The organism is Xylophilus sp. GW821-FHT01B05, from assembly GCA_038961845.1.
Taxonomy (GTDB): Bacteria; Pseudomonadota; Gammaproteobacteria; order Burkholderiales; family Burkholderiaceae_C; genus Xylophilus.
In genome coordinates this window covers 5,418,325-5,443,596 of record CP152408.1, presented here as the reverse complement: position 1 = coordinate 5,443,596, position 25,272 = coordinate 5,418,325, and the positions used below count along the sequence as shown (strand labels likewise).

16 protein-coding genes are annotated in these 25,272 nt (G+C 69.7%); 9 read left to right on the top strand and 7 right to left on the bottom strand.

Annotated features, from left to right (window positions below):
* Positions 1-127: 127 nt before the first annotated feature.
* Entirely contained in the window at positions 128-1,090 is a 963-nt protein-coding gene (locus AAFF27_25365; GenBank protein XAH23266.1) for an IS1595 family transposase, read from the top strand.
* Positions 1,091-1,149: 59 nt separating this feature from the next.
* Here the strand turns inward: AAFF27_25365 and AAFF27_25360 are convergent, their stop codons facing one another.
* The gene (locus AAFF27_25360; GenBank protein XAH23265.1) at positions 1,150-2,079 is read right to left on the bottom strand and encodes a LysR family transcriptional regulator; all 930 of its coding nucleotides are present in this window, start codon (positions 2,077-2,079) and stop codon (positions 1,150-1,152) included.
* 115 nt (positions 2,080-2,194) lie between these two features.
* Here AAFF27_25360 and AAFF27_25355 point away from each other — a divergent pair, with 115 nt between their 5' ends.
* From AAFF27_25355 to AAFF27_25335, 5 genes are all read left to right on the top strand, one after another.
* A complete protein-coding gene (locus tag AAFF27_25355; protein XAH23264.1) occupies positions 2,195-2,689 on the top strand; it encodes a DUF6152 family protein in 495 nt (164 codons plus the stop codon).
* On the top strand, positions 2,686-3,147 hold the full coding sequence (locus AAFF27_25350) for a hypothetical protein (GenBank protein XAH23263.1): 462 nt from the start codon (positions 2,686-2,688) through the stop codon (positions 3,145-3,147). Before AAFF27_25355 ends, AAFF27_25350 begins: the two co-directional genes overlap by 4 nt.
* Positions 3,148-3,258: 111 nt before the next feature.
* Positions 3,259-3,777, top strand: a complete 519-nt coding sequence (locus tag AAFF27_25345; protein XAH23262.1) for a sigma-70 family RNA polymerase sigma factor — start codon at positions 3,259-3,261, stop codon at positions 3,775-3,777.
* Positions 3,774-4,745: a FecR domain-containing protein gene (locus AAFF27_25340; protein XAH23261.1), complete on the top strand. Its 972-nt coding sequence runs from the start codon at positions 3,774-3,776 to the stop codon at positions 4,743-4,745. Before AAFF27_25345 ends, AAFF27_25340 begins: the two co-directional genes overlap by 4 nt.
* A gap of 160 nt (positions 4,746-4,905) precedes the next feature.
* Complete coding sequence (locus AAFF27_25335; GenBank protein ID XAH23260.1) at positions 4,906-7,398, top strand: TonB-dependent siderophore receptor; 2,493 nt, start codon at positions 4,906-4,908, stop codon at positions 7,396-7,398.
* Between the two features lie 21 nt (positions 7,399-7,419).
* On the opposite strand, the gene AAFF27_25330 is transcribed toward AAFF27_25335, so the two are convergent.
* The 6 genes from AAFF27_25330 to glnE all read right to left on the bottom strand — a co-directional run bounded on the left by AAFF27_25330 (position 7,420) and on the right by glnE (position 17,940).
* Complete coding sequence (locus tag AAFF27_25330) at positions 7,420-10,509, bottom strand: efflux RND transporter permease subunit (GenBank protein ID XAH23259.1); 3,090 nt, start codon at positions 10,507-10,509, stop codon at positions 7,420-7,422.
* Positions 10,510-10,521: 12 nt separating this feature from the next.
* Positions 10,522-11,745 carry an efflux RND transporter periplasmic adaptor subunit gene (locus tag AAFF27_25325; protein ID XAH23258.1) on the bottom strand — a complete coding sequence of 408 codons (1,224 nt, stop codon included), beginning with the start codon at positions 11,743-11,745 and terminating at the stop codon, positions 10,522-10,524.
* Positions 11,746-11,780: 35 nt separating this feature from the next.
* On the bottom strand, positions 11,781-13,223 hold the full coding sequence (locus AAFF27_25320) for an efflux transporter outer membrane subunit (protein ID XAH23257.1): 1,443 nt from the start codon (positions 13,221-13,223) through the stop codon (positions 11,781-11,783).
* On the bottom strand, positions 13,220-13,927 hold the full coding sequence (locus AAFF27_25315) for a CerR family C-terminal domain-containing protein (GenBank protein ID XAH23256.1): 708 nt from the start codon (positions 13,925-13,927) through the stop codon (positions 13,220-13,222). Before AAFF27_25315 ends, AAFF27_25320 begins: the two co-directional genes overlap by 4 nt.
* A 70-nt stretch (positions 13,928-13,997) precedes the next feature.
* On the bottom strand, positions 13,998-15,107 hold the full coding sequence (locus AAFF27_25310; protein ID XAH26328.1) for a septal ring lytic transglycosylase RlpA family protein: 1,110 nt from the start codon (positions 15,105-15,107) through the stop codon (positions 13,998-14,000).
* Between the two features lie 13 nt (positions 15,108-15,120).
* Entirely contained in the window at positions 15,121-17,940 is a 2,820-nt protein-coding gene (glnE, locus tag AAFF27_25305; GenBank protein ID XAH26327.1) for a bifunctional [glutamate--ammonia ligase]-adenylyl-L-tyrosine phosphorylase/[glutamate--ammonia-ligase] adenylyltransferase, read from the bottom strand.
* 118 nt (positions 17,941-18,058) lie between these two features.
* On the opposite strand from glnE, the gene AAFF27_25300 reads away from it, so the two are divergent.
* The 3 genes from AAFF27_25300 (at position 18,059) to AAFF27_25290 (ending at position 25,269) form a co-directional block, all read left to right on the top strand.
* Positions 18,059-22,189 (top strand): YhdP family protein, encoded by a 4,131-nt coding sequence (locus AAFF27_25300; protein ID XAH23255.1) that lies wholly within the window; start codon positions 18,059-18,061, stop codon positions 22,187-22,189.
* 183 nt (positions 22,190-22,372) lie between these two features.
* Positions 22,373-23,200, top strand: a complete 828-nt coding sequence (locus tag AAFF27_25295; protein XAH23254.1) for a carbon-nitrogen hydrolase family protein — start codon at positions 22,373-22,375, stop codon at positions 23,198-23,200.
* A 38-nt stretch (positions 23,201-23,238) separates the two neighbouring features.
* Positions 23,239-25,269, top strand: coding sequence for an ATP-binding protein (locus AAFF27_25290; GenBank protein XAH26326.1), 2,031 nt, complete (start codon positions 23,239-23,241; stop codon positions 25,267-25,269).
* Positions 25,270-25,272 lie beyond the last annotated feature (3 nt).

Below are 25,272 nucleotides of genomic sequence, written 5' to 3'. Positions count from 1 at the left end.
CAGCGTTGCCGGACTACAACGTTTCCAGACATAAAAAGGCCTGATTAGGTACCTGCCTCAGACTGACTTGAATTCTGGCTGGGATGTTTGATACTGGATTTATGTCCAGTTATCTGCGAGGCATCCCATGTCCATGAACCTCATCCAGTTCCAGCCCGGCCTGTCGCTGCTGCAGTTCCACGAGCGCTATGGCAACGAGGAGCAGTGCGAGAGCGCTCTCTTTGCCTCCCGCTGGCCCCAGGGCTGGCGTTGCGCGCACTGCGGATGTTCACGCTCGTTTCAAACGCGCAATGGCCATGGGCGCCAGCTGTGGGAGTGCCTGATCTGTGGCTACCAGTCCTCCAGCATCGTCGGCACGGTGTTTGAGCACACCAAGCTGCCTCTGCGGGTGTGGTTTCTGGCGATGTATCTGATGACCCAGCACAAGAACTCCATCAGCGCGCTGGCCTTGGGGCGCCAACTGGGCGTGAGTTACAAGACGGCCTGGCTGGTCAAGCACAAGCTCATGCAGACCATGCTGTTGCGCGAGGCGCCGCGGCGTCTGGATGAGCGGGTGGAGATTGATGACGCCTATCTGGGCGGCGAGCGTGCCGGCCATATCCACGGCGGGCGCGGGGCCTGGCGCAAGTCAGCCTTTGTGGCAGCGGTGCAGACCGATACCGAAGGCCATCCGAGGTTTATGCGCCTGAGTCCCGTTGCAGCCTTCACGAACGAGGCGCTCAAGGTCTGGGCCACAGAGAGCCTGGCTCCCACGGCCCACGTGGTCTCCGATGGCTTGCGCAGCTTTGCGCAGGTGCGCCAGATCGGCGCTACCCACGAGCGCTACGTGACCGGTGGCGGACGGGAGGCGGCTAAGAAGCCCGAACTGCGCTGGGTCAACACGATGCTAGGCAATCTGAAGACCGCGCTGGCGGGTACCTACCACTCGTTTGATCATGCCAAGTATGCGGCGCGCTATCTGGCGGAGTTTGCGTATCGATTCAACCGCCGCTTTGATCTCTCCTCCATGCCTGCTCGCTTGCTGCGCGCCGCTGTTACTACCAAGCCCCAGCCTCTGCTCATCCTCCGCATGTCTGAGGCAGGTACCTAATCAGGTAAAAAGGACTAATACCTAATTGGATAAAGGACTCTTAGCTCTACTTTTTGTAGCTAAAGCCCTGCTGGGTGGCCATGCTGCGCCGGCGAGCTGTCCCGGGCAAGGCGGCGCAGCCGTTCCAGGCATTCGCCCTGGGCGCCATGGCGAATGCGCGGGTCCCAGAAAGCCGCCAACCCCAGGCTGAGCGATGCGGGATAGGGCTTGATCGGCAGCCGCACCGTGCCCTCCACCGCCAGGCTGCGTGATTGGACCGGCGCCAGGCCCACGCCGAGCCCGCCGGCGATCAGGGCGCATTGGCTGTGCAGCCGCGACGCCGTTTGCGCCACCACCAGTTCCCGGCCCGCCAGGCGGCATTGGTCGCGGATCAGGGCGTGCAGCGCCGGGCCTTGCTCCTGCGGGAACAGTACGAAGGCATGGGCGGCGAGTTCCGCGAAGGAGATGGCCGCTTGCTCGGCCTGTGGATGGTCGCTGGGCAGCAGGGCATCGAAGCGGTCGTTGATGAGCAGCTCGCTGCTGATGCGCGCATGTGGTGGCACTGGCAGGTGGCCCAGTCCCAGGTCGATCTCGCCGCGGGCCAGCAGCTCCAACTGCTCTTCGGTGGGGGCCTCTTGCAGCTCGATGTGCAGGCCGGCGTCGTCGCTGCGCAGCTCCCGGACCAGCGCCGGCAAGAGCCGGTACAGCGCCGCCGACACAAAAGCGATGCGCAGGCGCCGGGCATGCGCGCGGTCTGCCTGCAGCGCCAGCGAGCGAGCGCGCTGCTCACCGCGCAGCAGCTCTGTGGCTTCATCGCGCAGGCTTTCGCCGGCAGGCGTTAGCTGGACGCGGCGGCTGGTCCGCAGAAACAGGGGCACGCCCAGCTCGGCTTCCAGCTTGGCGATGGCCCGGCTCAGGTGCGGCTGGGCCATGCCCAGTTGCTCTGCGGCCTGCCCGAAATGCAGGGCGTCGGCCACGGCCAGGAACTGCCGCAGTTGCGCGAATTCCATGTATGTATATTTTGGTATTGAAGTATGTAAATTGTAGATATTGATCGCATGGATGGTCATTCCTAGCATCCCCTGCCGGCGTCGGATGTGCGCAGGCAGACAAGGATGCAAGGACATGAATCGAAGAAAGACGACCGCCTGCCTGCTCGCGCTGGCCAGCATGTGGATGGCTGCGGCACCGGTGGCTGCGCACCATGGTTGGGGCTACTACGACACCAGCGGCCCGCTTTACCTGCGTGGGCAGATCAGCGCCGTTGACTGGCGCAATCCGCATCCGTCGGTGGTGCTGCAGGTGGCCGAGGCCGCATTGCCCGCCAGTTGGACGGGTCTGCCGGTGCCGCCGGAGCTGCGCGCGCTTGGCTTCGAGGCCACGCTGGCCCGGGCCCGGCCGGCCGCGCAGGCCGGGGCATGGATGCTGGACCTGGCGCCCATCAACCGGCTGGAGAGCTGGGGCATGCCGCGCCCGCCGCGCGTGGGCGATGCCTTGGTGGCCATCGCCTTTCCGTCCTGCACGCAGCCACGGGTGGCGCGCCCGGTGCTGATCGTGCTGGATGGCATTGGTGTGCGCCAGCAGTCGGTGGCCCTGCCCGCCGGCTGCAGCAGCCGATGAGCGTAGATGCCATGCTGGCCGCGCTGGAGGCTTGGGCACCGGTCACGGCGCTGCGCCAATCGGCCTGGGGCTATCCACTGGCAAGCTGGGCGCATCTGCTGGGGCTGGGCCTGCTGTTTGGCGCGATCACGGTGGTCGATCTGCGACTGGCCGGCGGCTTGCGCCGCCTGGATCGCGCGGCGGTGCTGACGTCCCTGGTGCCGCTGGCGCTGGCAGGGTTTGCGCTGGCCGCGCTCAGCGGCCTGCTGCTGTTTGCGCCGGCCGGGCGTGAATACCTGGCCAACCCCTACTTTGTCGCCAAGTTCCTGTGCATGGCACTGGCCGGCTTGAATGCGCTGGGACTGCATCTGGCGCTGCGCCGCAGCGGCACCGGTAAGTGGCTGCCGGCCTTCGGGCTGGCCTCGCTGCTGTTGTGGTGCGCGGTTATTTTTGCGGGGCGCATGCTGGCGTTTGGGTAGTGATGAGGCGGCGCGAGGCCGGGTCTGCGCCTGCTCAGCCATCATGCAAGCATTTGTATAATTGCAAATCATTCTTGTTAATGGTTGCGCCGGCAGGCTGCGATTTCTTTCATGGCAGTCCAGAAGCTTGCACCCACCCTCGATGTGGCCGCGCTCTACGGCGATCACCACCCTTGGCTGTTGGGCTGGCTGCGGCGCAAGCTGGGCGGGGCCGAGCACGCCGCCGATCTGGCGCACGACACCTTTGTGCGCATTCTCTCGGCGCAGGCGCGGCCGCAGGAGCTGGCGCTGCGCGAGCCGCGTGCCTACCTCACCACCGTGGCGCGGCGCTTGCTGATCAACCATGTGCAGCGCCTGTCGCTGGAACGCGCCTGGCATGAGGCCATGGCCCTGTTGCCCGAACCCCAGGCGCCCTCGCCCGAGCAGCGCCTGCTCATTCTGGAAACCCTGCAGCAGATCGACACCATGCTCGACGGCCTGCCACCCAAGGCGCGCGAGGCCTTTTTGCTGTCGCAGCTAGACGGCCTGACTTATGCACAGGTAGCTGCCCGCCTGGGCGTGACCGACCGCACCGTCAAGCGCTATATGGCGCAGGCGTTCGAGCAATGCATTCTGCTGGTGGCGCCTTGAGCAGCGCGGCCGTCGATTCGCGCGCCGCACGCGAGGCCGCGCAATGGCTGGTGCGCGTGCAGTCTGGCGATGCCAAGCCCGCAGAACTGGCCTCTTGGCGCGCGGCCGATCCATGCCATGAAGCGGCCTGGCTGCGCGCGGAACGCGTGGTGCACGCGCTGGGCCTGGCCAACGGCCCGGCTGCGCTTTTCGGGCCCTTGGGTGCGTCGGCGCTGCGCCAGTCCAGCCGTGCCGGGCGGCGGGCCGCTGTGCGCGTGCTGGCGCTGCTGATCGTGGCCGGCCCGGCAGCGTGGGCGGCGTGGCGGTATGCGCCTGAACCCTGGGGGGCCGACGAGCGCACGGCCACGGGCGAGCGCCGCGACATCACGCTGCCCGACGGCAGCCGAGTGGTGCTCGATACCGCCAGTGCTGCTGACATCGCCTTCAGCCCAGCGGCGCGGCGGCTGGTGCTGCGCGAAGGCGCCCTCTGGGTGCAGACCGTGGCGGACCCTGCCGGCCGGCCTTTCCTGGTGCAGACCGCGCAGGGCACCGCGCGGGCCTTGGGCACGCGCTTTACCGTGCGTAGCTTCGCGGCAGAGGCTGGGCATGACGCCACCACGCAGGTGGCGGTGATGCAGGGTGCGGTTGAGCTGCGTCCCGCGAATGGCCCGGCCAGCGTCATCGCCGCCGGCCAGCAGGCCCGCATGAGTGCCGAGGGCACTACGCCCGCCGAATCGCTGCAGCCCGAAGCCGATGGCTGGACGCATGGTGTGCTCTATGCCGAGAAGCTGCCGCTGGGGGCGTTCTGCGCCGAGCTGTCGCGCTACCGGCCGGGGCTGCTGCGCTGCGATCCGGCGGTGTCACAGCTGCCGGTATCGGGCGCGTTCCAGTTGGGCGATACCGACGCCGTACTCACCGCCCTGGCCGCATCGCTGCCGTTGCGCATCGAGCTGCGCACGCGCTACTGGGTGCAGATCGGGCCGAGGTAAGGCGCGCCGCGCTGGCGATGTCCCCTTTTGCGCATGCGCCGGTCAAAGCAATAGAGGCCGCTGCACTGGTGGCTTTATTCCGTTCTCCCATCCTGGCGGCCCTTGCTCGCCGTGCGGATGCAGCGGACTCTGCTTTCACCCGTTCAAAGGACACGCATCCATGGCGCATCGTCGCTCCGGCCGCCGGCCGGATTCCGCTTTCCATTTTTCTCGGGCGCGCAGCACCGTGGTGCAGGCGGCCGTGCTGGCCTTGCTGCTGCACACCGCTGCCGCAGCGGCGCAAGCCGTGCCGGCCGCAACGGCCGTCGCCGAGCAAACCTATGACATCCCGGCCGGCTCGCTGAGCCCTGCGCTCTCGCGCTTCGCCGGGCAGGTCGGCGTCACGCTGTCGTCGGAGCCGGCACTGACCGATGGCCGCAGCACGCCCGGGCTGCGCGGGCGCTACGGCGTGCACGACGGCTTTGCCCAATTGCTGGCGGGCACGGGCTTGCAGATCGCGCAGGCGAGCGACAAGGTGTTTGTGCTGCGCCGGGTCGCTACGACTGCGACCACCACCGCCCTGGCCCAGGTCGAGGTGCGCGCCAAGGCTGATGCCACCACCACCGAGCACACCGGCTCCTACACCACCGGCAGCATGAGCGCGGCCACCGGCTTGCCGCTGTCGATACGCGAGACGCCGCAATCGGTCTCCGTCATCACGCGCCAGCGCATCGAAGACCAGCGCCTGGAGACGCTGGACGACGCGCTGCGGGCCACTACCGGCATGACCTCTACCTACAACGGCAGCGAGCGCGCCCTTTGGTACTCGCGCGGCGAGCGGGTCGAGACGCTGCAGATCGACGGCCTGCCGATGAGCGTGGGCTTTGTGTTCTCCAGCGATTCGTTGTCGCTGCCGGCCACGGTGCTGTATGACCACGTGGAAGTGGTGCGCGGCGCCAATGGCCTGCTGCAGGGCTCGGGCAGCCCGTCGGCCGCCATCAACCTGGTGCGCAAGCGCCCCACGCGCGAGCGGCAGGTGGAGGTGGCCCTGAGCGCCGGCTCGTGGGCCAACCGCACCGCACAGGTCGATGCCAGCGGGCCGCTCAACGAGGCGGGCACGCTGCGCGCACGCGGCGTGGTCTATGCCAACAAGGCCAACAGCTTTCGTGACGCCGGTAGCAAGGACAACCAACTGCTCTACGGCATTCTTGAGGCCGACCTCACGCCCGACACCACACTGATGGGCGGGCTGGTCTGGCAGGACGACAACACCGGCGGCTACGACTGGGGTGGCCTGTCTACCCGTGTCGATGGTTCGTTCTACCCGTTTGCGCCCTCCACCACATTGACGCCGGGCTGGGCCTACCTCGACAAGCGCAACAAGCAGATCTTTGGCGAGCTCACGCACCGCTTCAACGACGACTGGAAGCTCACGCTGGCCGCCAGCAAAGTGGACGCCAAGTCCGACATGCTGGGCCGCTCGACGCGCCACCTGAGCCTGGACAACAGCTCCCTGCAAATGCGCGCAACCCAGCTCAATTACGACGATGCAAGCAAGAACCTGGGCGTGCAATTGCAAGGCGCCTACGAGCTGTTCGGCCGGCGCCATGAAGTCATGGCGGGCGCCAACCTGCAGGAGTCCGACTGGTTCTACAGCAGCGCCAGCGTGGGGGCCTACCAGTCGTTCGACCCGCTGAGCTTCAGCCCCGACAGCATTCCCGCGCCGTCGAACGTGGTGAACGTGCGTTCGCACGAAGGCAGCCACAAGAAGGACAGCGGCATCTACCTGGCCACCCGCTTCGACCTGCCCGCCTCCAACAAGCTGATCGTCGGGGGCCGGTTCAGCTGGGTGGACTACAACGCGTACTACTCCTGGAGCGACGAGGCTTCCCGCTACAAGGCCACGCGCGAATTCACGCCCTACCTGGGCCTGGTGCACGACCTGAATGCGAGCACCTCGCTCTACGCCAGCTACACCGAGATCTTCAAGCCGCAGAGCAACATCGACGCCAATGGCCAGTTGCTGCCGGCGGTGATCGGCAGCAACTACGAGCTGGGCGTGAAGGGCGCGCTGCTGGGCGGCGCGCTCAATGCGTCTGCAGCCGTGTTCCAGACCGAGCAAACCAACCTGCCCAGGGCCGTGGCCGCCGGCGAGAGATGCTCCACCCCCGCCGTCACTTGCTACGAGGCCGCCGACAAGGTGCGCAACCGCGGTGTCGAGCTGGATGTGTCGGGCGAGCTGGCCCGGGGCTGGCAAGTGGCCGCCGGCTACACCTACAACCAGTCGCAGTACGTGAGCGGCAATGGCAGTGGCACGGCCTACAACACGTATCTGCCACGCCAGTTGCTCAAGCTGTCCACCACCTGGCGGCTGCCGGCCGATCTGCATGCCTGGAAAGTTGGCGCCAACCTGCAGGCGCAAAGCGGCATCTACCAGGACCAGACCACTACCGCCTATCAGTCCTATGGCGGTGTTGCCTATCGGATCGAGCAAAAGAGCTACGCGCTGGTAGGCCTGATGGCCGCCTACCAGATCAACCGCCAGGCCGAGGTGCAGCTCAACGTGAACAACCTGTTCAACAAGCAGTACTACACGACCATCGGGGGCACCAACTGGGGCAACTTCATGGGGGCACCGCGCAGTGGGGCTGTGACCTTGCGGATGCGGTTCTAGCGCCAGACCCCGCAGGGCCGTTCATTCGGCGCGGTGCGGTTCAGGCACCTCGGCCGCCACCGGCCGCCGCCGCAGCTTGCGCATCACCCACTGCCCCAAATCATCGACATAGGTAAACACCGCCGGGATCACCAGCAGGCTCAGCACGGTCGAGGTGATCAGCCCGCCGATCACCGCCACCGCCATGGGCGAGCGAAAGCTCGGGTCAGCCGCGCCAAAGCCGACGGCGATCGGCAGCATGCCGGCGCCCATGGCGATGGTGGTCATGATGATGGGCCGGGCGCGCTTGTGGCAGGCGTCGAGCAGGGCCTGGAGGCGCGTCATGCCGTGCTCGCGCCGCGCCAGGATGGCGTACTCCACCAGCAGGATGGAATTCTTGGTGGCAATGCCCATCAGCATGATGAGCCCGATCAGCGAGGGCATGGAGAAGCTCTTTTGCGCGATCAGCAGGCCCACAAACGCGCCGCCCAGCGACAGCGGCAGCGCCGCCAGGATGGTGACCGGGTGCAGAAAATCCTTGAACAGCAGCACCAGCACGATGTAGATGCACAGCACGCCGGTCAGCATGGCCAGGCCAAAGCTGGCGAACAGCTCGCCCATGACCTCGGCGTCGCCAACCTCGGTCACGCGCACGCCGGAGGGCAGGTTCTGCACCGCCGGCAGTGCATGCACCACCTTGGCCGCGTCGCCCAGTTGCACGCTGGACAGCTCGATGTCGAAGTTGACGTTGCGCGCGCGGTCGTAGCGGCTGATGACGGCCGGGCCGCCGGCCACCTCCAGCGTGGCGACCTCGCCCAGCATCACCGGCCCGTGCGTGCCGGGCACGGCCAGGCGGCGCAGGGTGTCCAAGTCTTCGCGCGCGGCGTCGCCCAGGCGCACCACGATCGGCACCTGGCGCTGCGCCAGGTTGAGCTTGGGCAGCGACACGTCGTAGTCGCCCATGGTGGCAATGCGCAGCGTCTCGCCAATGGCCGCGCTGGTCACGCCCAGGTCGGCGGCGCGGGCGAAGTCCGGGCGCACCGCGATCTCGGGCCGCACCAGGCTGGCGCTGGAGGCAATGTTGCCAAAGCCGGGCACGGTGCGCAGCTCGCGCTCCACGGCGCGGGCGGCCTCTGACAGCGCCTGCGGATCGTCGCCGCTCAGCACCAGCACGTACTTGTTGTTGCCGCCGGCCAGGCCGACCTTCAGGCGCACGCCGGGCAGGGTCTCGAGCGTGTTGCGGATGTGCTCCTCTATGCCCAGCTTGCGCGGGCGCTCGCTGCGCGGCGCCAGTTGCACCGTGAGCGTGGCGCGGCGCGGTTCGGCGCCGCCGCTGCCGGCAAACGGGTCGCTGCCGGCGCTGCCGCCGCCAATGGTGGTGTAGATGCTCTTGATGTGCTCCAGCGCCATGATGCGCAGCCGCGCCTCTTCGGCCACCGCCATGGTCTGCTGCAGGTTGCTGCCGGGCGGCAGCTCCAGGTAGACCTGGGTCTGCGAGTTGTCGTCGGGCGGGATGAAGCCGGTCGGCAGCAGCGGGATCAGCGCCAGCGAGCCAAAGAAGAACAGCGTGGCCAGCGCCATGGTGGCCAGGCGGTGGCGCAGGCTCCAGTTGGCGCAGACCATGTAAATGCGCATCCAGCGCGGCTCGTGCTCGGCGGTGACGATGGGTTTCAGCAGGTAGGCGGCCATCATGGGCGTGAGTACGCGCGCCACCACCAGCGAGGCAAACACCGCCAGCGCCGCCGTCCAGCCAAACTGCTTGAAGAAGCGCCCGGCGATGCCGCTCATGAAGGCGGTGGGCAAGAACACCGCGATCAGCGTGAAGGTGGTGGCGACCACGGCCAGGCCGATCTCGTCGGCCGCCTCCATGGCGGCCTGGTAGGGGCTCTTGCCCATGCGCAGGTGGCGCACGATGTTTTCCACCTCGACGATGGCGTCGTCCACCAGGATGCCGATCACCAGCGACAGCGCCAGCAGCGTGATGCCGTTGACCGAGAAGCCCAGAAAGTACATGCCGGCAAAGGCCGGGATCACCGACAGCGGCAGCGCCACCGCAGAGACAAAAGTGGCGCGCCAGTCGCGCAGAAAGAACCACACCACCACCACCGCGAGGATGGCGCCCTCATACAGCAGGTGCAGCGAGCTGGCGTATTCCTCGGACACCGGCGTGACAAAGTCAAAGGCCTCGGTCAGCGTGATGTCCGGGTGCTGGGCCTTGAGCTGCGCCAGCGCCTGCTCGACGGCGGCGCCCACCTCTACCTCGCTCGCGCCGCGGCTGCGCGACACCTCAAAGCCCACCACCGACTGGCCGTTGAGCAGGGCGGCGCTGCGCTTCTCGGCCACGGTATCGGTCACGGTGGCCAGGTCGGCCAGGCGGATGCGCCGGCCGCCAATGGACAGTTGCAGGTTGCCCAGCTCTTCGGCCGATTGCACCGTGGCCAGGGTGCGCACCGGCTGCTCGCCGTCGCCCAGGTTGGTGCGGCCGCCGGCGCTTTCGTTCTGCACCTGGCGCAACTGGCGTGACACCTCGGCCGCAGTGGCGCCCAGCGCCTGCAGGCGCTGCGCATCGAGTGCCACGCGCACCTCGCGCTGCACGCCGCCCACGCGGTTGACCGCGCCCACGCCCGGCACCGTGAGCAGCTTGCGCGCCACCGTGTCGTCGACGAACCACGACAGGCCTTCTTCATCCAGCTGGCTGGACTGGATGGTGAAGGCCAGCACCGGCGTGCCGGCCAGGTCGACCTTGGTGATGATCGGGTCGCGCAGGTCGGCCGGCATGTCGGCGCGCACCCGGTTGACGGCCGAGCGCACGTCGTCCACGGCTTCCTGGATGGGTTTTTCCAGGCGGAACTCGGCGGTGATGGTGGCCACGCCGTCCTGGATGCTGGTGTGGATGTGCTTCAGGCCCTGCACGGTGGCGATCGAGTTCTCGATCTTGCGCGCCACGTCGGTCTCCAACTGGCCGGGCGCGGCGCCCGGCAGCATGGCGGTGACGGTGACCATGGGCAGGTCCATGTCGGGCAGGTTCTGCACCTTCATGGACTTGAACGACCAGGCGCCGGCCAGGGTCAGCAGCACGAACAGCATCACCGCAGGGATGGGGTTGCGGATCGACCAGGATGAGACATTCATATCGAATGCTCCTTATTTCGTAGCTGATAGCCCAGGCGTAGCATGGGCTGAAGGCACTTTTGATGCTGAAGTGCTGGTGGCCGCCACCACGCGCACGATGTCGCGGTCATTGAGAAAACCCGCGCCCTGCGCCACCACCGCCTCGCTGGCCTGCAGGCCGCTGGTGATCTCTACCTGGTTGCCGATGCGCCGGCCGGTCTGCACCTTGCGTTGGGCCACGCGCTGCTCGCCCGCGCCGCCGGGGGCATCCAGCGGGCCGGGCACGAAGACGTAGCTGAAGGCTTCGCGCACCACGACTGATTGCTGGGGCACGGTCAAAGCCTGGCTGTTGCCCAACTGGAATTCACCCTTCGCAAACATCCCGGCCTTGGCCGGCAGGCCGTTGCTGGCGGTGGCCGGCAGATCGACATAGACCAAGCCGTTGCGCGTCTGCGGATCGACCGTAGGGCCGACCATGCGCACCTTGCCCTCCAACTGCGCGCCGCTGGCAGCGGTAACGCTGACCGTGGCGCCGGGCTGGATGCGGCCCAGCTCGGCCGAGGTGACCTCGGCGCGCCACTCCAGGCGGCCGCGCCGCACCATGCGAAACAGCTCGGTGCCGGCGCTGAGCACGGCGCCCACGGTGGCGCTGCGCGCAGAGATCACGCCGCTGTCGGGCGCGCGCACTTCGGTAAAGCCCAACTGCAGTTGTTGCGCGTCGTAGTTGGCGCGTGCGGCGGCCACGCGGGCGTCGGCGGTCTGGGCGCTGGTCTGGTACTGCGCGATCTGCGATGCGCTGAGCGCGCCCGATGTCGCCAGCGTGCGCGCACGCTCGGCATTGGCGCGCGCCTCGGCGGCATTGGCCTCGGCCTCCAGCAGGCTGGCGCGGGTCTGGGCCAGCGCGGCCTTGGCCGTCTCGGGCGCGAAAGTGGCCAGCACCTGGCCGGCCTTGACCACGTCGCCCACGTTCACGCGCACCTCGGCCAGGCGCAGGCCGTTGACCTGCGCGCCAATGCTGGCCTCTTGCCAGGCGGCGATGCTGCCGTTGGCGCTCAGGCGGATCGGCAGCGCCACTTGCTGCGGCAGCGTGGTGGTCACGGTCAGCGCCGGCCGCGCCGTGGGCGCCGGGTCTGCGGCCACGGCGCGCAGCGTGCCCAGGGCCCAGCCGCCGCCGGCCAGCAGCAGCGTGGCGGCCAGCGCAAGGGCCGCCCGGCGGTTCAGGAAGGGCAGGGAAGATGAAACAATGCGGGAAGACATGTCGGGAATCCGGGGAGGGCGTGCGGGCACGCGGGTCAGCGGGAGGTCGTGGTGGCAGGCGCTGCAGAGACGGCATCGCCCGGCGCGGGCTGGCTGGCGTCCCAGCCGCCGCCGGCGGCGCGGTACAGGGCCACCCAGGCGGCCATGCGCTCGCGCTCCAGGTTGACGCGCGCGGTCTCGGAGGCCAGCGCGGTGCGCCGGCTGTCTTCCAGCTCCAGCAGGCTGGCCAGGCCGCTGCGGTAGCGCGCCTGCATGGCCTCGAAAGAGAGGCGGTAGCCGTCGGCGGCGGCCTCCGCCGAGGCGGTGCGGTCGGCGGCGGCTTGCAGGTTGACCAGCGCCTCTTCCACCTCGCGCACGGCCTGGCGTGCCTTGCCGCGATAGACCGCTGCGGCCTCGTCGTAGCGCGCCTGGGCCGCGTCCACGGCCGCGCGGCGGCGGCCACCGTCGAACAGCGGAAGCGCCACCGACACCGGGCCGACCGTCCAGCTGTTGAAGCTGAGCGTCTGCCCCTGCGATTCAGAGCGTGCGCGGCCGACCGTGCCCTGCAGCGAGAGCTGCGGGTAGCGCTGCGCGTCGGCGCTGGCCACCTCGGCGCTGGCGGCGGCCAGCTCGCGCGCGGCGTTGTAGACGTCGGGCCGCTGCTCCAGCACTTGTGCCGGCAAGGTTGCTATTGAAAATAGAGCTAAAAGCCCAGGTGCGGCCTGGGCTGAAGCCACTTTTTGTTCTAAAACTGTTTCGTCCAGCGCGGTCAGGGCGACCAGGCCCTTCAGGCTCACGTCGCAGGCCGCGCGCTGCTGGGTGCTGCGCGCGTCGGCGTCGGCCGCGCTGGCGCGGGCCAGCGCTGCGTCGGCCGGTGCCTGAAAGCCGGCGTCGGCCGCCAGCCCGGCCAGCCGCGCCGTCTCTGCACGGGATGCCGCGTCCGAGCGCGCCACCGCCAGCAGGCGGCGGCAATTGCGCAGCGTGTCGAGCTGGTTGGCGACATCGGCGGCCACGGCCACGCGCGCCTCGTGCCACGACGCGCGGGCGCCGGCCAGGCGGGCGTCGGCGGCATCGCGATTGGCGGCCAGGGCGCCGAACAGATCGGCATCCCAGCTCGCCTGCACGCCGCCCTGCAGGGTCGTGGCGATGCCGCCCAGGCTCACGTTCACACCGCGCTGTGCGCTGGCGCTGGCGTCGGCCGTGGGCAGTTGCGCGGCGCGCGCGGTGGCGGTGGTGGCGCGGGCCTGCAGCAGGCGCGAGCGCGCCTGCGCCAGCGTTGGGCTGGCCTCTTGCGCGGCGGCGATCAGCTCGACCAGCAGCGGGTCGTCCAGCCGCTGCCACCAGCGCTCCAGCCCTTCGACCGTGCCGCCGTGCGGCAGCGGCGCGTGCCAGGCGGCAGGCGCGGGCGCCGCCACCGTGGCCGGCGGGCGCGACAGGGCGCAGGCGGAAAGCAGCAGCGGCAGCAACAGGGCCGGGGCGGTACGTCGAAACAGCGTCATGCGGAGGTGTCGGGGGAAAAGGGCAGGCCGCGGCGCGCGGCTTCGCAGGCCGCCAGCGCCAGCGCCTGCTGCACCAGGCGCTCGCACCAGGTGTCGAGCGCGCGGGGCGTGGCGATCAGCGAGGGGCGTATGCCGTGCAGCAGATCGTGGCAGGTGATGAGGTGAAAGCACAGGCCCGCTATCGAGAAGGCGAGCCGGTGCACGTCGTCATCGGCGCGCGCCAGGCCCAGGCGGCGGCGCAGGATGCCCACCAGCGCGGCATGCTGGCGCCCGACGTCCTGCTCCAGCTCTTCGGCCCACTGGCCCGTGGGCTCCAGCATCTCGCGCATGTGCAGGCGCATGCACTGCTGCACGATCTCGCCCTGCCGCAGCAATTGCAGGTGGTAGTGGATGTAGGCCTGCAGCGATGCGCGCAGCGACAGCTGCGGCTGGTCGTACAAGGGGATCAGGTCGCGCGCCGCGCCCAGCGGCTCCGTGAGGGCGGCAAGGTAGAGGCCGGCCTTGTCGGCAAAGTAGTAGCGGATCGCCGCCAGGTTCACGCCCGCGGCCTCGGCCACCTGGCGCGTGGAGGTGCGGGCAAAGCCTTGCTCGGAGAACAGCCGCAGGGCGGTCAGCAGCAGGCGCTGGCGCGCTTCTGCGCCGTCGGCGCGCTGTGCTCGTGGAGAAGAAGTGGGGCTGGGAGATGTGGCTGATGGCGCTGGCATGGGGCCGCATTACAGCACAACATCAATCGATTGATTGAAATAGCGCCGGCATGTACCGGAGCGGCGGCGATCAGCGGCGCTCGACGATCACCGGCGCAATCTGCAGGCCGGCGCGGATCTGCGCCGCCGCGCGCAGGGCGGCCTCGCGCGAGTCGAACGGGCCGGCCTGCAGGCGGTTCAGGCCGCGTTCGTTGTACACACCCAGCAGAGGGGCCAGCGACTGCAGCTCGCGCGTGGCCTGCTGCTGCAACTGCTGGGCGCCTTCGGGCCGGCCAAACGCGCCCAGCTGTACCCAGAAGCCCGGCGCCATGGCGGGTGGCGCGGCAATGGCGGGCGCGGCGGGCGCCGGCTCCAGCGGCGGCAGGGGCTGCGTGCGCAGGCTGTCTTCGTTGGCCATGACGGGTTGGGGCTCGGCCAGCACCGGTTCGGGCGCCGGGGCGGGCTCTGCCACGGCGGCTGGCGGCGGTGCTGGCGGCATGCCGCGCACCGTCAGCGGCACGCTCCAGCCCGCATTGGCGGGCGGCGGTGCGGGCGGTGGTGTCTGGGCTACTGGCTGCACGGCCGCCAGCGGCACGGCGACCATGGCTGCGGGGGCCGGCGTGGCGGCCTGGGCCAGTGCGCTGCCATCGCCGTCGCGGCGCCAGGCGCCGGTGCGGATGTCTTGCTGCGTGATGCGCGTGATCTCTACCGGCGCCACGCCGCGCAGCAGGTCGAGCCGGAGCGCTGCGGTGTAGCTCAGGTCGATGACACGGCCGTCGTGGAACGGGCCGCGGTCGTTCACCCGCACGATCACCTCGCGCCCGTTGGCCGGGTTGCGCACGCGCACGTAGCTGGGCAGCGGCAGCGTGGTGTGGGCGGCGGTCATGGCGTACATGTCGTAGCGCTCGCCGTTGGCGGTGGACTGGCCGTGGAACTTGCGGCCATACCAAGAGGCCAGGCCGCTTTCGCGAAACGGGCGGTCGTCCTGGATCGGTGTGTAGCTGCGGCCCAGCACGGTGTAGGGCTTGTTCGGGCCGCCGCTGCGCAGGGCTTCGATGCGCGGCTCGGCGTCGGGCACGCGCTCCAGGCCGGTTGGCGGGTTGGCGTCGGGGCCGTCGCGCCCGCTGCTGGCAACGCCGCCACCGCCGCGCGGGCCGCTGGCGCAGCCGGCCAGCAGCACGGCCACGGCGCAGGCGGCCATGGCCGCGGCGCGCTTAGCCAAAGACCGCCTTCCACAGCGCCAGCACCGCCGCGCGCGGCTCTTCGGCATCTTCGATGGCCATCTGCGTGGGCGCCTCGTCCAGCCGCGCCTGGTGCTGCACGCGGCGCAGCACGCGGTAGGCGTCGGCGGCGCGCTCGCCCAGGCCGGGCGGCAGCAGGCCGGCGGCCTCGGCGCGCCGCAGCAGGGTGATGTTGCCGCGGTTCTCGCGCAGGGCAGGGTGCCGGGCCGACTCGGCCAGCACCAGGTACTGCACCGCGAACTCCACATCGACCATGCCGCCCGCGCTGTGCTTGACGTCAAAACGCCCGCCCTTGACCGGGTGCGCGGCGCGCACCTTGTCGCGCATGGCGACGATCTCGCGGCGCAGCGCGGCGGCGTCGCGTTCGGCGGTGATGACGGCCTCGCGCACTTCCTCGAAGCGGGTTTGCAAGGCGTCACTTCCCAGCTCGCCGTCGGGCCGCCCCAAGGCGGGCTGCGCCCCCTCGGGGGGCAGCGAGGACACGTCAGTGCCGAGCGTGGGGGCAAACGTGATGCATCGCGCCCTTGTCATGGCCTGGTGCTCCCAGGTCCACGCCGTATTGCTGCCACGCTTCTGCTGGTAGTTGGAGAAGGCGGCAAAGCTGGTCACCAGCAGGCCCGAGCTGCCGTTGGGCCGCAGCGCGGTGTCGATCTCATACAGGTCGCCCTCGCCGGTCTTGACGGTGAGCCAGTTGATCAGCTTGCGCACGAAGTTGGCGTAGACCTCGGGGGCGCGCTCGTCCTCGTCGTCGAACACGAAGACGATGTCCAGGTCGCTGCCGTAGCCCAGCTCCTTGCCGCCGAGCTTGCCGTAGCCGATCACGGCAAAGCGCTGCAGCGCGTCGTCGGCTTCGCGGTGGCGCCCGCGCAGGCGCTCCCAGCACCAGCGCGCGGTGATGCGCAGCACGGTGTCGGCCAGGGCGCTCAGGTCATCCGCCACCTGCTCGACCGTGAGCCGGCCCTCGACGTCGCGCGCCAGGGTGCGGAAGGTCTCGGCGTGGTGGGCGCGGCGCAGCAGGTTGAGCAGGTTCTCGTCGTCGTCCTCGGCCGTGGTGCGCACCGAGGCCAGGCGCTGCGCCAGGTCGCGCTCGAAGTCGGCCGGCTGGAAGCGCTCGGAAAACAGCGCCTCGCTGGCCAGCTCGTCGATCACGCCCGGGTGTTGCAACAGGTAGCGCGCCGGCCACTTGGCCGCGCCCAGCAGGTGCAGCAGGCGCTGGTGGATGGCCGGGCGCTCCAGCAGCAGCGCCAGGTAGCTCTGGCGGCGCAGCAGCGGCTCGATCCAGTTGGCCATCTGCACCGCGCCTTCTTCATTGACGCTGCCGTCGGCCACCCAGCGCGCGGTGCGCTGCAGCAGGCGCACCAGGCGGGCGCGGTCTTCGTCGCGCAAGGCCTGCACGCGCGGGTGCTCGCGCCATTGCGCCACGCGCTGGCGCAGGCGCTCGGGCAGCGAGGCCAGCAGGGCTTCGATATCGGGCGGCGGCTCGGCCTTGCGGTTGCAGTTGCCCTTGCTGCAGTTGCTGGCACCGCCAAGCAGGGCGTCGAACTCTTGTGCGACGAACTCGCGGTGCGCGTCCAGGTCGTGCAGGAAGGGGCAGACCTGGGCGTAGCCCAGGCTGTGCGCGATCCAGTCCAGGTCGGCGTCCTGCGTGGGCAGCACGTGGGTTTGCTGGTCGTCCAGGTACTGGATGCGGTGCTCGACCCGGCGCAGGAAGGTGTAGGCGCGGGCCAGGGCCTCGGCGGTCTCGGGCGTCATCAGGCCGGCCTGGGCCACGCGCGGCAGGGCGTCCAGCGTGGTGCGGCTGCGCAGCTCGGGGAATTGGCCGCCGCGCACCACCTGCAGCAACTGCACGGTGAACTCGATCTCGCGGATGCCGCCGCGCGACAGCTTGACGTCATTGGCGCGCTCGGGCTTGCCGGCGCAGCGGCGCGCGGCCTGCTCGCGGATCTGCCGGTGCAGGCTGCGCAGCGCATCGAACACGTTGTAGTCCAGGTAGCGGCGGAAGACGAATGGCAGCACCACCTGGCGCAGGCCCTGCACCGGCAAGGTTTCGACGCAAGGGCCCAGGCAGGCGCGCGGCGCCACCACGCGGCTCTTGAGCCAGGCAAAGCGCTCCCACTCGCGGCCCTGCACCAGAAAGTATTCCTCCAGCGCCGCCAGCGACACCGCCGGTGGCCCGGAATTGCCGTTGGGCCGCAGCATCAGGTCGACCCGGAACACAAAACCGTGCTCGGTGGTGTCGCCGATCAGCCCGTAGATGGCCTTGACCGCGCGCGCAAAGTATTCATGGTGGGTGATGCGGCCACGGCCTTCGGCGTCGCCCTGCGTTTCGCCGTCCTGGTCGTAGACATAGACCAGGTCGATGTCGCTGGACACATTCAGCTCGCGCCCGCCGAGCTTGCCCATACCCACCACCCACAGCTGCGCGCGGCTGCCGTCGGCGGTGAGTGGTGCGCCGTGGCGGGCGTCCAGCTCGGTAAAGGCTTCGGTGCAGGCGGCGTCCAGCGCCAGCTCGGCCAGCTCGGTCACGCCGCGGGTCACCACGGCCAGCGGCGCCTGGGCGTCGCAGTCGAGCGTGGCCAGGCGCTCCATTACCAACTGGCGCAGGATGCGCAGCGCGGTGCCGGTGTCGTGGCCCAGCCCGCGCAGGGCCGCCAGGGCCTCGGCCATGCTGCTGCGCACCGGTGCGCCGGGCGGCAAAAGGGGCAGCAGATCGCCATAGCGGCGGCGCAGGCGCTGCACGAAGCGCGCGTGCGCGGCCAAGTCTCCGGGTGTGAAAGCAGGTGTTGCAGCCATGTCGCTGCCGCAGCCGGCCTCCGTCAGCTCCGCCCCTGCTTCCAGGGAAACAGCATGTTCTTCCATCGAACCACCCCCAATGCTGCGGGTCATAATTCCTGTCACATCCAAGCCCACCATGAACGAACCGATCGAGATCCCCTCACGCGCGCTAAAAATCTGGGTGGCCGTAACGGGTGGGTTGTTCTGGTTTTTGGTGGCCGCGTGGCTTTGCTTCTTCGCCGTGTGGGGGGCATTGCACGGCTGGATTGTGCCGCGAATCGCCGATTTCCGTCCCCGCATCGAGGCAGAGGCCAGCAAGGCCTTGGGGGTGCCGGTGCGTATCGGCCAGATATCGGCCCGCTCCGAGGGGCTGGTGCCCTCCTTCACGCTGGGCGACGTGGCGCTGCTCGATGCCGAGGGCCGCACCGCGCTGCGCCTGCCACAGGTGGTGGTGGCCTTGTCGCCACGCTCGCTGTGGAACCATGGTTTCGAGCAGCTTTACCTTGATGCCCCCGAGCTCGACGTGCGGCGGGCGGCCGATGGCCGCATTCTTGTTGCGGGCATTGCCCTCTCCACCGAGCACACGGGCGGGGACAACGCCGCGGCCGACTGGCTGTTTTCGCAGACCGAGGTGGTGGTCAAGAACGGCACCGTGCGCTGGACCGACGAGCAGCGCGGCGCCGCGCCGCTGGCGCTGTCGCAGGTGGACATCGTGCTGCGCAACCGGCCCTGGCGCCACGCGCTGCGCGTGGATGCCACGCCGCCGCCTGACTGGGGCACGCGCTTCAGCGCGATGGGGCGCTTCCGCCAGCCGCTGCTGGCCGGTGGCAATGGTCGCTGGCAGGACTGGGTCGGCCAGGGCTATGCCGACTTCGCGCAGGTCGATGTGTCGCAACTGCGCCAGCATGTGGACCTGTCCCAATTCGGTGTGGACGTGGCCAGCGGGCGCGGTGCGCTGCGTGCCTGGGCCGACGTACGCCAGCGCCGTGTGGCCGGCGGCGTGGTCGATCTGGCACTGGAGGCGGTGCAGGTGCGCGCTGCGCCCGATCTGCAGCCGCTGGCCCTGCAGCGCCTGCAAGGCCGCTTGTCCGGTTCCTACAGCGACGCGAAACTTTCGCTGGCCGCGCAGGGGCTGCAGTTCGACACCGACGACGGCACGCACTGGCCGCTGGGCGATGCCGCGCTGAACTACACCCAGGCCACGCCACGGCGTGGCGCGCAGGGCGAACTGCAGGCCGACCGCATCGACCTGGCGGTGCTGGCCCATATCGGCGAGCGCCTGCCGCTGGCCGAGTCGCTGCGCCAGGCGCTGGCGGCGCACGCACCGCGCGGGCAGATCGAAAACCTGCAAGGGCGCTGGGAGGGTGATGCCAACGCACCCAGCAGCTACCAGGTGCGCGGCCGCGCCGTGGGGCTGGCCGTGGCGGCGCAGCCAGCGCCGGCGTCGGCGGTTGCGCCAGCGGCCCCGGGCGGCCATGTGCACCCGCCTACAGGCACGCCCGGCCTGAGCGGCGCCAGCGTGGATTTCGACTTCAACCAGGCCGGCGGCACGGCGCAACTGGCCATGGACGACGGCATGCTGGAGTTCCCCGGCATCTTCGAAGAGCCCACCGTGCCGGTGGACAAGCTGCGCGCGGACCTGCGCTGGACGCTGGCGGGCAGCCGCATCACCGTCGAGGTGCCGAGCCTGAGCTTTGCCAATGACGACGCGGCGGGCGAGGCGCATGCCAGTTGGCACAGCGCCGCAGGCGAAGGCGCTGCGCGTTTTCCCGGTGTGCTGGATTTGACCGGCAGCCTGCAGCGCGCCGACGGCACGCGGGTACACCGCTACCTGCCGCAGGTGATCCCGCCCGACGTGCGGCACTACGTGCGTGACGCGGTGCAGGCCGGCCGTGCCAACGGCGTGCAGTTCCGCGTGCGCGGCGACCTTTTGCACATGCCCTTCGCCGACCCGCGCCAGGGCGACTTCCGCATCGCCGCGCAGATCCGCGACGCCACTTTTGCTTACGTTCCCACCACCCACCAGCCGGCGGGCGAAGCGCCCTGGCCGGCGCTGGCGCCGCTGACGGCCGAGCTGGTGTTCGAGCGCAACAGCATGGAGATCCGCAACGCCACCGGCCGCATCGGGCTGCCGGGCAAGCCGGGCGAGCTGCAGGTGCAGCAGGCCAATGCGCGCATCGCTGATCTGGCGCACAGCGTGGTCGAGGTCAGCGCCGCGGCGCGCGGCCCGCTGGCCGAGATGCTGGCGGTGGTCAGTGGCTCGCCCATCGGCGGCCTGATCGGCAGCGACGCCACTTTCCTGCATGCCAGCGTCACCGGGCCGGCCGACCTCAAGCTCAACCTGTCGCTGCCATTGGCCACGATGCACCAGTCGCGGGTGCAGGGCAGTGTGCAACTGGCCGGCAATGATCTGCGCTTCACGCCCGACTCGCTGCTGCTGGCGCGCACCCGTGGCACGGTGGCCTTTACCGAGAGCGGCTTCAGTGTCAGCGGCATCCAGGTATCGACCCTGGGCGGTGATGCCCGCATAGACGGCGGCATGCGGGTGGCCACGGCCACCGCGCCGGCAATGCCGATGTCGATGCGCATGCAGGGCACGGTCAGCGCGGCCGGACTGCGCGAGGCCACGGAGCTGGGCTTTGTCTCGCGCCTGGCCGCGCATGCCTCAGGCTCGACCAGCTACAGCGCCACGCTGGGCACCCCTGACAACCGGGTCGAGATCCAGTTGAGCAGCAGCCTGCAGGGCCTGGGCCTGGACCTGCCGGCGCCGCTGGGCAAGGCCGCCGACGCAGCGATGCCGCTGCGCTACCACAACCATGCGCTGGCGCCAGAGCGCGGCGCCGCGCGCGACCAGGTCGTGTTGGACCTGGGCAGTGCGGTGGCCCTGCGCTATGAGCGCGACGTCTCCGGCGCGGTGCCGCGCGTGTTGCGCGGCAGCATAGGCATAGGGCTGGCGGCCGACGAGCAACCACTGCTGGCTGAACGCGGCGTGTCTGCCAATGCGCGCCTGGGCAATTTCGACGTCGATGCCTGGGAGTCGGTGCTGATGGGCGGGGCGCCGCCCGCAACTGCGGCCCGGCCCGCGACCGCAACGGCCGGCCCGGCAGCGGGCAATGAGGCGGCCGACTACCTGCCCGATACCTTTGCCGTGCAGGCCGACACGCTGTCGCTTGAAGGGCGGACTCTGCACAAGGTGGTGATCGGTGGCTCGCGCCAGGGCACGGTGTGGCGCGCCAATATGGATGCGGAAGAACTCAATGGCTATGCCGAATACCGGCCGGCTGCGGGCGACAGCGGCGCGCGGCTGTTCGCGCGGCTGGCGCGGCTGAAGGTGCCCGAGAGCGCCACCAAGGAAGTCGAGACCCTGCTCGAAGAGGGCCGCAGCGCAGACGCCGGCAGCGCACTGCCGGCGCTGGACATCGTGGTCGAGGATTTCGAGCTGAAGAGCCGCCGCCTGGGGCGCCTGGAGATCGACGCCGTGCACCGCAGCGCCGCCGGTGGCCGCCAGCGCGAATGGCATCTGAACAAGCTCAACCTGTCCATGCCCGAGGCCACTTTTGCCGCCACGGGCGACTGGGGCCGCCCCGCGCCCAGCACTGGCGATGCGGCGCAGAACCGCACGCTGATGAACTTCACGCTGGACATCCGCGACAGCGGCCAACTGCTGGCACGCTTCGGCATGCACGACGTGATACGCCGTGGCGCTGGCCGCCTGCAGGGCCAGGTCGGCTGGACCGGCTCGCCCTTCGGGCCGGACTACCCATCGATGAGCGGGCAGCTCAATCTCAACGTCGAAACCGGGCAGTTCCTCAAGGCCGACCCGGGCCTGGCCAAGCTGTTGAGCGTGCTGTCGCTGCAGTCGCTGCCGCGCCGGCTGACGCTGGATTTCCGCGACGTGTTCAGCGAAGGCTTTGCCTTTGACTTCGTGCGCGGCGATGTCGCCATAGCGCAGGGCGTGGCGCGCACCAACAACCTGCAGATGAAGGGCGTCAACGCCGCCGTGCTGATGGACGGCCAGGCCGACCTGGAGCACGAGACGCAGAACCTGCGCGTGGTGGTCGTGCCCGAGATCAACGCCGGCACCGCCTCGCTGGTGGCGGCTGTCATCAACCCGGCCGTGGGCCTGGGCACCTTCCTGGCGCAGATGTTCCTGCGCGGCCCGCTGACAGAGGCCGCCACGCAGGAGTTCCACATCACCGGCGCCTGGGCCGACCCGAAGATCGACAAGCTCACCGGTCGCCAGCGCCTGGGCCACGAGAGCAATTGACTGTGATGACACCCCCAGGCTTCGCACTTCGTGTCTGCGCCAACCCCCTAAAGGGGGCACCGCCTGCGGCCTGGCAAAGCCAGTTCCGCGGCGGTTTACGTATGGCCTGCTCCGCGGCCTTTTGTGTTTTTGGGAGCGTGCGCTGCCAGCGGTGCTCCATAGAAAACTGAGAAGGAAAAAACAATGAAAGTCGCCGCCATCCAGATGGTCTCCGGCACCGAACTGGCCGCCAATCTGCACAGCGCCCGTGCGCTGCTGGAAGAGGCCGCCACGGCTGGCGCCGAGCTGGCCGTGCTGCCCGAGTACTTCTGTGTGCTGGGCCGGCGCGATACCGACAAGCTCGCGCTGCAGGAGGCCGACGGCGCCGGCCCGATCCAGCGCTTTCTGGCGCAGGCTGCGCGCGAGCTGGGGCTGTGGATCGTGGGCGGCACGTTGCCGGTGTCCCTGGACGGTACGGCCGTCCCCGGCGCGCGGGCCCACAACACCACGCTGGTCTTTGCGCCCGACGGCCAGCGGGCAGCGCGCTACGACAAGATGCATCTGTTCTGCTTCGACGACGGCCAGACCGCCTTCGACGAAGCGCGCACGCTGGTGGCGGGCGCCGCGCCGGCGTCCTTCGTGCTGCCCTCGCGCGACGGCCATGCCTGGCGCATCGGGCTGTCGGTCTGCTACGACCTGCGCTTTCCCGAGCTGTACCGCCACTATGCGCGCGAGGGCTGCGACCTGCTGCTGGTACCCAGCGCCTTTACCTACGTGACCGGCGAGGCGCACTGGGAACTGCTGCTGCGCGCCCGCGCGGTCGAGAACCTGGCCTATGTTTGCGCCGCGGCGCAGGGTGGACAGCACGAGAACGGGCGCCGCACCTGGGGCCACAGCATGCTGGTCGATGCCTGGGGCGGCGTGCTGGCGCAGCGCGCCGAAGGCGCGGGCGTGGTCCTGGCCGATCTCGACGCCGCGCGCCTGGGTGTGCTGCGCACCCAATTGCCGGCGTTGGAGCACCGGCGGCTGTGAGCATGGCCCGTCCGAGCCAGGAACTGCGGCTGGGGCGCATGGCACGCCTGCTGTGGCGCCTGTCCTGGCGCCTGCAGGGGTCCTGGCGGCGCTGGTCGCTGTGGCTGTTGCTGGCGGTGCTGGTGGTGGCGATGCTGGTCACCCTGGTGTGGCTGGCCGGACGCTACGAGGCCAGCCAGGTGCAAAGCCGCATCGAGCGCGATACCGCCGATGCGGTGGCCGATATCCGCAGCGGCCTGGCGCGCAATGTGCAGAGCCTGCAGGCGCTGCAGGCCAGCCAGCCCCTGCCAGCCGAATGGGGAGGGGCGGCTGCGCAGTTGCTGCGCGTGCACCGCGAACTGATACGCCTCGAATGGCGCGACGCCAGCCTGAGCCTGCGCGCGCATGCCGACACGCCCTACCGCACCGTGGCCTTCGATGCGCCGGCACAAGAGCTGCAGGCATCCTCCGACACGCAGCTCACCTGTGGCGCGGCGCGGCGGCTCAATGGCCCGTCCTATTCGTCGAGCTACTTCGTGCCGCGCGCCGACGGCATGGGGCTGGAGGTGGTCGAGCTGTGCCTGCCGCTGACCGTGGGCACGCGCATCGCCGGCTACCTGGTGGCGATCTACGGCCTGCCGGAAGTCCTGTCCGACCTGATCGGCCCGCAGATCAGCCGGCACCAGGAGATCTCCTTCACCGAGGCCGACGGCACGCGCCTGGCCTCGCTGCATGGCGCGGTGCGCCGTGGCACGCGCAAGTTCAGCGCCCAGCAACTGCTGGACCTGCCGGGCAGTGCGCTGGTGCTGCGCATGGACAGCTGGCAGGGCGCGCCCAACCTGTTCCCCAATGTGCTGACCGCGCTGGTGACCTTCATGTCGATCGCGCTGGTGTCGGTGCTGGTGCTGCTGGTCAAGGACAACCGGCTGCGGCTGCAGGCCGAGCGCGACCTGGCCGACGCGCTGGCGTTCCGCAAGGCGATGGAGGATTCGCTGGTCACCGGCCTGCGCGCGCGCGACCTGGAAGGCCGCATCACCTACGTCAACCCGGCCTTCTGCAAGATGGTGGGCTTTGGTGCCGAGGAACTGCTGGGCCGCGTCGGCGAGCTGCCCTATTGGCCGCCCGAGCGCTCGGACGAGTACCTGGAGCGCCAGGCCAACCGCTTTGCCGGCGAGCTGCCGCCGCGTGATGGCTTTGAGTCGCTGTTCATGCGCAAGGACGGCACGCGCTTTCCGGTGCTGATCATCGAGGCGCCGCTGATCAATGCGCAGGGCCTGCACACCGGCTGGATGGGCGCCTTCCTGGATTTGAGCGAGCAGCGCCGCATCGAAGAGCTCTCGCGCGCCAGCCACGAGCGGCTGCAGGCCACGGCGCGCCTGGCCACCGTTGGCGAGATGGCATCGCTGCTGAGCCACGAGCTGAACCAGCCGCTGGCGGCGATCTCCAGCTACGCCACCGGTTCGCTCAACCTGCTGCAGTACAGCGACGGCGCCATGGCTACCACCGCTGCCGCCGACATCGCCGTGGCCATGCGCCGCATCGCCGAGCAGGCCGAGCGCGCCGGCCGCGTCATCCGCAGCGTGCACGACTTCGTGCGCCGGCGCGAGCAGGCGCGTGAATCCACCAGTGCGCGTGACTTGCTCGACGCCGTCATGCCGCTGGTGAGCCTGCAGGCGCGCAAGCTCGGCGTGCAGGTGCGCAGCACGCTGGAAGCCGGGCTGCCGCGCGTGCTGTGCGACCGCACCATGGTCGAGCAGGTGCTGCTCAACCTGGCGCGCAATGCCATGCAGGCCATGGACCAGCCGGGCGTGCGCGATCGGCGGCTGGAGCTGGGCGTGCGCCGCGCCGTCTCGGGCGAGCGCGGCGGCTGGGTCGAATTCACCGTGACCGACAACGGCCCGGGCATTCCAGCCGACGTGGCCGCGCGGCTCTTCACCCCTTTCTTCACCACCAAACCCGAGGGCATGGGCCTGGGCCTGAGCCTGTGCCGCACCGTGATCGAGCAGCACGGCGGCTTCCTCGACCATGCGCCCGGCGCCGTGGCGGGTACCATCTTCTCTTTCACCTTGCCGGCCGTGAAGCCGGCCTGAACT